Annotated in this window: 6 protein-coding genes; 3 read left to right on the top strand and 3 right to left on the bottom strand. The window is 69.3% G+C overall.

Features of this window, described 5'->3' with window-relative positions:
* Positions 1–54: 54 nt before the first annotated feature.
* The gene (gene era, locus Q1X76_RS09605) at positions 55–984 is read left to right on the top strand and encodes a GTPase Era (protein WP_300719588.1); all 930 of its coding nucleotides are present in this window, start codon (positions 55–57) and stop codon (positions 982–984) included.
* A gap of 11 nt (positions 985–995) precedes the next feature.
* Positions 996–1,718: a YggS family pyridoxal phosphate-dependent enzyme gene (locus tag Q1X76_RS09600; RefSeq protein ID WP_300719585.1), complete on the top strand. Its 723-nt coding sequence runs from the start codon at positions 996–998 to the stop codon at positions 1,716–1,718.
* Between the two features lie 1,058 nt (positions 1,719–2,776).
* On the opposite strand, the gene Q1X76_RS09595 is transcribed toward Q1X76_RS09600, so the two are convergent.
* The 3 genes from Q1X76_RS09595 to Q1X76_RS09585 form a co-directional block, all read right to left on the bottom strand.
* Positions 2,777–3,496, bottom strand: coding sequence for a hypothetical protein (locus tag Q1X76_RS09595; protein WP_300719583.1), 720 nt, complete (start codon positions 3,494–3,496; stop codon positions 2,777–2,779).
* 72 nt (positions 3,497–3,568) lie between these two features.
* Positions 3,569–4,027, bottom strand: a complete 459-nt coding sequence (locus Q1X76_RS09590; RefSeq protein ID WP_300719581.1) for a DUF134 domain-containing protein — start codon at positions 4,025–4,027, stop codon at positions 3,569–3,571.
* Between the two features lie 497 nt (positions 4,028–4,524).
* Complete coding sequence (locus Q1X76_RS09585) at positions 4,525–5,310, bottom strand: TrmH family RNA methyltransferase (protein ID WP_300719579.1); 786 nt, start codon at positions 5,308–5,310, stop codon at positions 4,525–4,527.
* A gap of 118 nt (positions 5,311–5,428) precedes the next feature.
* On the opposite strand from Q1X76_RS09585, the gene Q1X76_RS09580 reads away from it, so the two are divergent.
* Complete coding sequence (locus tag Q1X76_RS09580) at positions 5,429–7,072, top strand: lytic transglycosylase domain-containing protein (protein WP_300719577.1); 1,644 nt, start codon at positions 5,429–5,431, stop codon at positions 7,070–7,072.
* Positions 7,073–7,247 lie beyond the last annotated feature (175 nt).

Below are 7,247 nucleotides of genomic sequence, written 5' to 3'. Positions count from 1 at the left end.
AGACAGGGCTTCGGACGATCATGTTTCATTGAGATATATACGAGGATGACAAGAATGAACGGTCAGAATCACCGTTGCGGCTGGGTGGCGCTCATGGGCCCGCCCAATGCCGGCAAATCGACCCTGCTCAACGGCCTGCTGGGCCAGAAAGTGACCATCGTCACGCCCAAGCCCCAGACCACCCGCAACCAGATCGTGGGCATCATGACCGATGACGAGGCCCAGACCATCTTCATGGATACGCCCGGCCTGTCGCAGGTGCGCGGCCGCCTGAGCAAGACCATGATCCAGGCCGTATGGCAGAGCCTGGGCCAGGCCGACGTCATCATGCCCGTGCTGGACGCCCACCTCTATATCCGGCATCCCGAATATCTGGACCGCGACCTGGCCCCCGTGGCCGAGGCCCTGGCCAGCGACGAGCGGCCCATGGTGGTGGTGGTCAACAAGGTGGACCTCTTTGCCGACAAGAGCCGCATGCTGCCCCTGCTGACCCGCCTCAGCGAGATGTGGCCCCGTGCCGAGATCTTCCCGGTATCGGCCCTGAACAAGGACGGCCTGCCGGAGCTGGCGCGGCTCATCAGGCAGAAGCTGCCCGAGGGCGAGGCCCAGTTCCCTGAAGACCAGATCTCCACCGCGCCGGTGCGCTTCATGGCCGCCGAGATCGTGCGCGAGAAGCTCTTTTTGCACCTGCGCCAGGAAGTGCCCTACGGCATCGCCGTGGAAGTGGAGAACTGGGAGGAAGACCCGGAACGCGGGCAGACCATCATCAACGCCGTGATCTATGTGGCCCGGCCCATGCACAAGGGCATGGTCATCGGCCGCGGCGGCTCGGTGCTGAAGCAGGTGGGCATGGAAGCCCGCCAGGACATCCGCGAGCTCATCGGCGGCAAGGTGCATCTGGAACTGTGGGTCAAGGTGCGCGAGAACTGGACCGAAGACACGGCCTTCCTGCGCGAGCTGGGCATGGGGGCCGAATCCCTGTAGAGGAAAGCGTCATGGATGAGAGCGCCTTGCGCGAACGCTACCTTTCCGTGCTGGAGCGGCTGGCCGAAGCTGTCGCCCGCGCCGGCCGCAAGCCGGAAGAGGTGCGTCTGGTGGCCGTGTCCAAACTGCATCCGGCCGAAGACGTGGCCTGCGTGGCCGCCGCCGGACAGGTGGACTTTGGCGAGAACTATGTGCAGGAGGCCCTGCAGAAACGGCAGGAGCTGGTGGCGCGGCCCCAGTGCCGGGGCATCCGCTGGCACATGATCGGCCATGTGCAGAGCCGCAAGGCCGCCCAGGTGGCCGGGGCCTTTGCCCTGGTGCATACCCTGGATTCCCGCAAGCTGGCCGACGCCCTGGAAAAGCGCGCCGCCGCGCTGGATGTGGTCCAGCCCGTGCTCTGCGAGATCAATGTGGGCGAGGAGCCCCAGAAAGCCGGCATCACGGCCGCCGACCTGCCGGAGCTGGCCGACCATGTGCTGGCGCACTGCCCGCATCTGGCCCTGCAGGGCCTGATGTGCCTGCCGCCCGTCTTTGACGCCGGCGAGGCCGCGCGGCCCTATTTCGCCCGCCTGTACCGCCTGCGCGAGGACTTGCGCGGCCGTACGGGCCTGCCCCTGCCCCATCTTTCCATGGGCATGTCCGGCGACTTCGCCGCGGCCGTGGCCGAAGGCGCCACCCTGGTGCGCATCGGTACGGACATCTTCGGTCCCCGTCCGCCCAAGGTCCCGGCCTAGGTCCCGTCGTAAGGCCCGGTCCAGGGGGAGCGGCGCCGCTGCGCGCCCTCCCCGTGTGCCGTCCCGTCCGCTGCCCCCGGCCCGCCTCCATGCCGGCCGTCGGACAGCAGCCCACGGGAAGGGGAAGTTCCCGCCGCACCTGAGATATATCAAGGAGCCTGTCACTGGCAGGCTCCTTTTTTATGCCCTTTTCAGGTACGGGCGCAGCCGCGGCCGGGGGCGTCATCGCGTCGCCGTCACATCAGGCGGCAGGCTCAGGCTTCCCGCCCGGCGGACGCGGCACCGGGCCGGGCTCCCCGGCGGCGTCCGTGCGCCTGATCCCGGCCGTGGCGACGGCATTGGCCCGTTCCTGTCCCGTGCCTGTGCTGTCCCCGGCTGTCCGGCAGGCGGTCGCGCTGGCCGTGGCGGCGGCACCGGCCCCTGCCTTCTCCCTTGTCCTGCCCGTTGCCGTCGGGAAGGCGGCCGGGCTGCGGGTCCCGCCTGTCCGGGCCGTCCGGCGCGTCCGCCCTGTTCCAGCCGTTCCGGTATGCCGTCCCGTGGTCGCCGTTGCGCTGCTCCTGACAGTCCTGTGCCCGCTGCCCTGTCCCGTGCCGACGGCCTTGAGCGGCCTCATGGCGTGTAGATTGATCGTGCATGACGTTTCACCTTTGAGTTTTGGAATATGTTTCATAATGAGAGGGGAAAAGACCGCCCGCCATGACCCCCTCGTCCGCAAGGGGAGGCGCGGTCCCGCGCCTGGCCTGCGGCCATGCTGTTCGTGCCGGACACGATCCGGCGCGCGTTTGGCGCTGCGGCTGTTGTCCGGCCGTGATCCGTCGCCCGGCCTTGACCGGACAGCGGCCGCTGCCTTTCAGCGCCTGCGGCCGCCATGCCGCTGGAGAGTCTGCGGCCCGTTCCGAGAAGGCGGTCCCGGACCTGAGCATCTTTCCGTGGACGGACGGGCCGCAGACATTCCGCAAAAGCATACGGCGGACGCATCCGTCGGGGCATCCCGCCGGACGCATCGTGCAGGAGCATACGGGCAGGATATCGGGCTGCCCGGATGCTCCACGGAAACATCAGGCGGGCCGGTGCCGCGCCTCCCACTCCAGCAGGCAGGCACCCAGAGGCAGGGCCCGCAACAGGACATCCTCGCGACTGAGCCGCGCGGGGTCATAGGTCAGCAGGGCGGAGCCGGTAACGGCGTTGAAGCCGGCCTCCGCGATGCCGGTGCCGTCGCAGAGCAGCCGGTGCAGGGCCTCGAAGGTGTCGCTTTCGTGGAACAGGGGATGGCGCAGGCGGACCCGGCCGTCGCTGAAATGGTGGATGCTGGCCAGCAGGGCGCGCAAGGCGGCTTCCATGTCGGCTTCCCGCTGCGCTGCCACTTCCGGCGGCACGGCGTCCGATGGCAGTGCATCCGTTGCCGTTCTGTCCTGCGGCAGGGCCTGCACATCGATGGTCTCTCTCGCGGCGGCGTTGCGCGCCGGAAGCAGCAGGCCGCGTACGGTCTCGCCCACCGTGGTCCGGCGTTGCAGCAGGTCGGCCAGGATCCCGTCCAGGGCAGAGGCGTCCGCCTGACGGCAGCCTCCGCCGCCCGGGCCGCCGCCCTTGCCGCGTCCCTGTCCCGTGCCCATACCGCGGCCAGCGCCCGAGCCTTTGCCGCCTGGACCGCCAGCGGAGCCCCTGCCGCCGCCCTTGCCAGCGCCGAGCCCCTGGCCCAGGGCCTGCAACAGGCCGCTCCCGGCCAGTCCCTTGCCCGCCATGCCCAGCAGGCCCATGCCGAGTTTTGTCCAGATCATGTGCATCGCTCCTTGCGCCGCCCCTCACGGCATCGCTGCCGTCTGCGCCGGTTTGCGTCTCTTGCCCCGTACTCAGGGCCGCATCCGCTGCCTCCTGCCGCGTCCGCAGCCGTGTCCGCCGTGCGGCGGACCGCCGGGCACGTCGCGGTCCTGCCCCTGAGCCGGCTCCGTCAGGGGCGTCTGCGCGTCCCTGCGGCCGCCGTGCCCATGCCGGCCCCGGCAGGCCTGCCCGTTCCGTTCCCCGGCGCTGCGCAGCCGCACGTTGCCGCCCTCCATGACCAGTGGCAGGCCTTCGGTCAGGGCCAGAGCCACGCGCCTGCGGGCCTCTGCCAGCAGACGGCAGAAAGTGGGCGGGGAGATCTCCATGTGCCGGGCGGCCTCCTCCTGCGGCAGACCTTCGGCATCCGCCAGGCGCAGGGCCTCCAGCATGTCCAGGCCCAGGCTCATGGCCGGAGCCTTGCCCCCGGTCTCGGGAAAAAAGCGCCGGCAGCAGGGCTCGGCGGTGATGGTGCGTAGTTTCTGCGGTCGCATGGTAGGTCCTTCATTTGAAATATATTTCATAATAAAGCGGGCGGCAGGAAAGTCAAGGGGGCGGGACGGGGAAGGGGGCGCAGGCGTGCGGGGCCCGAAACCGTCCATCACCGACGTCCATCACCGGCATCGGCACCACGAGGGAGCCCCGCACCCGTGTGGCCCGGCAAAAGGCCGCGCCCCAGGGGACGGCGGCAGCACGATGGTGGCAATCGCAAGCGGCGTACGGGCCGCCAGCGGCGAACGGCCGTCCCGGACAACAGGAGCGCGCTCCCCGTCCGCGGTCCCTGCCCGGGGCCGCGACGGCAGCCGGAACGCAGGCCGGGGCCGCGTCCCTTCTGTCCCGGTGCGCCACGCCGGGAAAGGGCGCAAAAAAACAGGGGCGCTTCCCGGCGGAAGCCCCCTGTCCCGCGGCGTCTGCCGCGCGCTTTCCTGTTGACGCCTGTTGGCGGCCAAGCTATTTTTCCCCCAGCATGCGGCGCAGGGGCCTGTTTTTGCTACCCCTGACGGCGCATGGCGGCCAGACCCAGCAGGATGGCCCCCGCCTGGGCCACATTGAGCGAGTCGAAACTGCGCGCCAGCGGGATGCGCAGCATGCGGCTGCAGCGTTTGGCCACACCGGGGCGCAGGCCCTTGTCCTCGTTGCCCAGCACCAGTACGGCGGGCAGCTGCATGGCGTGCGCGAATGCGTCGGCGGCATCGGGACCGCAGCCCGCGCCGTAGATGGTGAAGCCCGCTTCTTCGGCTTCGTCCAGCGCGTGGGCCAGATTGGTCACACGGGCCACGGGCAGGCGCTCCAGCGCGCCCGCGGCGGCGCGATGGGCCGCAGGGCCCAGATAGGCGCTGTTGTGGCGGGGCAGGATCAGGCCCGCGCCGCCCAGCGCATAGAGCGTGCGGCACAGGGTGCCCGCATTGCCCGGGTCCTGCACCTGGTCCAGGGCCACCACCAGCGGCAGGGGTGCTTCGGCCGCGGCCCGCAGCACGTCCGCCAGATCGCGGAAATCCGTGGCCGTCAGGCGCGCCACGACCCCCTGATGATTGAGCGGCGCGGCCTCGTTGCCGTCCTGCCGGGCGGCCTCGCGGCAGAGCCTGTCCAGGGCCGCCTGGTCCATGAGGCTGAAGCGCACGCCGTTCTGGCGGCAGAGCTGCTGCACGTCCTGGGCATCGCGCGTGCGCAGGCCTTTTTTGCAGAAGACAAGGTCGATGCGCTGCGGGTCGGTCCGCAGAAGTTCCAGCACGGGCTTCATGCCCGGCAGGAGCGGGGTCTCGGAAGTTCGATTCATGGCGTCTCCGGCATGACTGGGGGCGTTTGCAACAGGGAGGGGCCGGAAAGGTCCCTCGATCCGTTTTTTGTGTACGCAGCTTCCCGGCGCATGGCAAGCCGGGAGCACGGGAGGAAGCATGTCCTTTCCTGACTGGTCCGGCAGGGGCCGCGCACGTCTGGTGCTGCTCTGTATCCTGGCCTTCTGCCTGTTGCTGGCGGGCGGGTGCGGCTCAAAGCAGAAAAAAGGGCAGCCCCTGTCCATGCCCTCGCTCATCATCCCCGGGGACGAGGGCGGGGAACCCCTGACGCCCGCGGAAGTCGCGGCCTTCCAGACCACGGCCCAGATCGACCGCAACATCCACAAGGCCTCCCTGCCGGACGTGGCCCTGCAGTACAAGCATTTTTTGCGCAAGGGACGCGGCACCATGAGCGTCTTTTCGCAGAACGCCGAGCCCTATCTGGGCTATGCGCGCAAGGTCTTCCGCTCGCGCGGCATGCCCGAGGAGCTGGCCTACCTGGCCCTGGTGGAGAGCGGCTACCGGCCCAATGCCGAATCCCGCGTGGGCGCGCTGGGGGCCTGGCAGTTCATGCCCTACACCGGCATGAAATACGGTCTGACCCAGGACTGGTGGCTGGACGAACGCCTGGACCCCTACCGCGCCACCGAGGCCGCCGCCGACTACCTGCAGAAGCTGTACGGCGATTTCCGCGACTGGCCCACGGCCATCGCCGCCTACAATGCCGGCGAAGGCAAGATGAGCCGTGCCAAGGAAGGCACCGGCGCGCGCAACTTCTATGAAGTGGTGGAGCGCAACCACAAGCTGGACGAAAAAGCCCGCCTGCGGCCCGAGACCGTGCAATATGTGCCGCGCTTCCTGGCCATGAGCAAGATCATGCGCAACCTGACCCAGCTGGGCTTCGCGCCCGTGGATCTGGACAAGCCCGCACCGGTGCGCCGTCTGACGGCCCGGCCCGGCACCGACCTCATCGCCCTGAGCCGGGCCTGCGGCCTGAGCTGGGAACGCTTCCAGGAAAACAACCTGCATCACAAGCGCACCATTTCGTCCACGGAGCGTTCCACCTTCGTCTATGTGCCGGTACAGAACGAGGCCCAGGCCCAGGCCTTTTTGCGCTCGCCCGAGGCCTCGGCCTTTGCCAACTGGCGTCCCACCAGGGTGCAGACCACGTCCGATTCCCTGGCCAGGATCAGCAAGCGCAGCGGCGTGCCCCTGGAGCGCATCCGGGCGGCCAACCCCGGCAAGACGAAGATCTATGCCGGGGACACCCTCCTGCTGCCGCGCGGCATCTCCATGTCGCCTGCGGCCGTGGCCGCCGCTGACGGCAGGCCGGAACGCAAAAGCTCCGCCTCCGGCCGCAGGCAGGAGGCCCGCGAGGCGGCGTCCGCCACGGGCGGCGTCTATGTGCTGCGCCCCAACGATACCCTCTACGGCATGTCCCGCAAGTTCGGCGTCTCCGTCAGCGAGCTGCAGTCCTGCAACGATATCGACGACCCGAGCCAGCTCCATGTGGGGCAGCGTCTGGTGATCCCCGGCAAGGGCGGAGCCGCCGCGCAGGAGGACGCCGCCGACCGCGCGCCCGCCCGGCGCGCGAAGGGGGCAGCCGCCGGCCGGCAGAAGACCTATGTGGTCCAGGCCGGCGACAGTCTGTGGGGCATCGCGCGCAAGAACGAGGTCTCCGTGGACGACCTCAAGCGCTGGAACGACGGCATCGACGCCCAGAGCCTGCGCGTGGGCAGCCGGATCATCGTGGCGCAGGACTGAGGCACGAGGGCCTGTGCGCCGCGGCCTGCCCAGGTCCTGTCGCGTTTTCATGGCGGAGCCCTTTTTTCGTTTGCGAAAAGGCTTGACGCCGCCGCTGAAAAGGCGCATAAGGCCGTTCGCGCCGATGAGCCGGCCGGGCCCGAAAGGGCAGGGGAAAGGGAATTTTCCCGGATGG

The sequence above is a fragment of the uncultured Desulfovibrio sp. genome (assembly GCF_949282365.1).
In the GTDB taxonomy this organism is placed as follows: domain Bacteria; phylum Desulfobacterota; class Desulfovibrionia; order Desulfovibrionales; family Desulfovibrionaceae; genus Desulfovibrio.
Note: the sequence above shows the minus strand (reverse complement) of the source record. Positions and strands in the feature narration are given on the sequence as shown.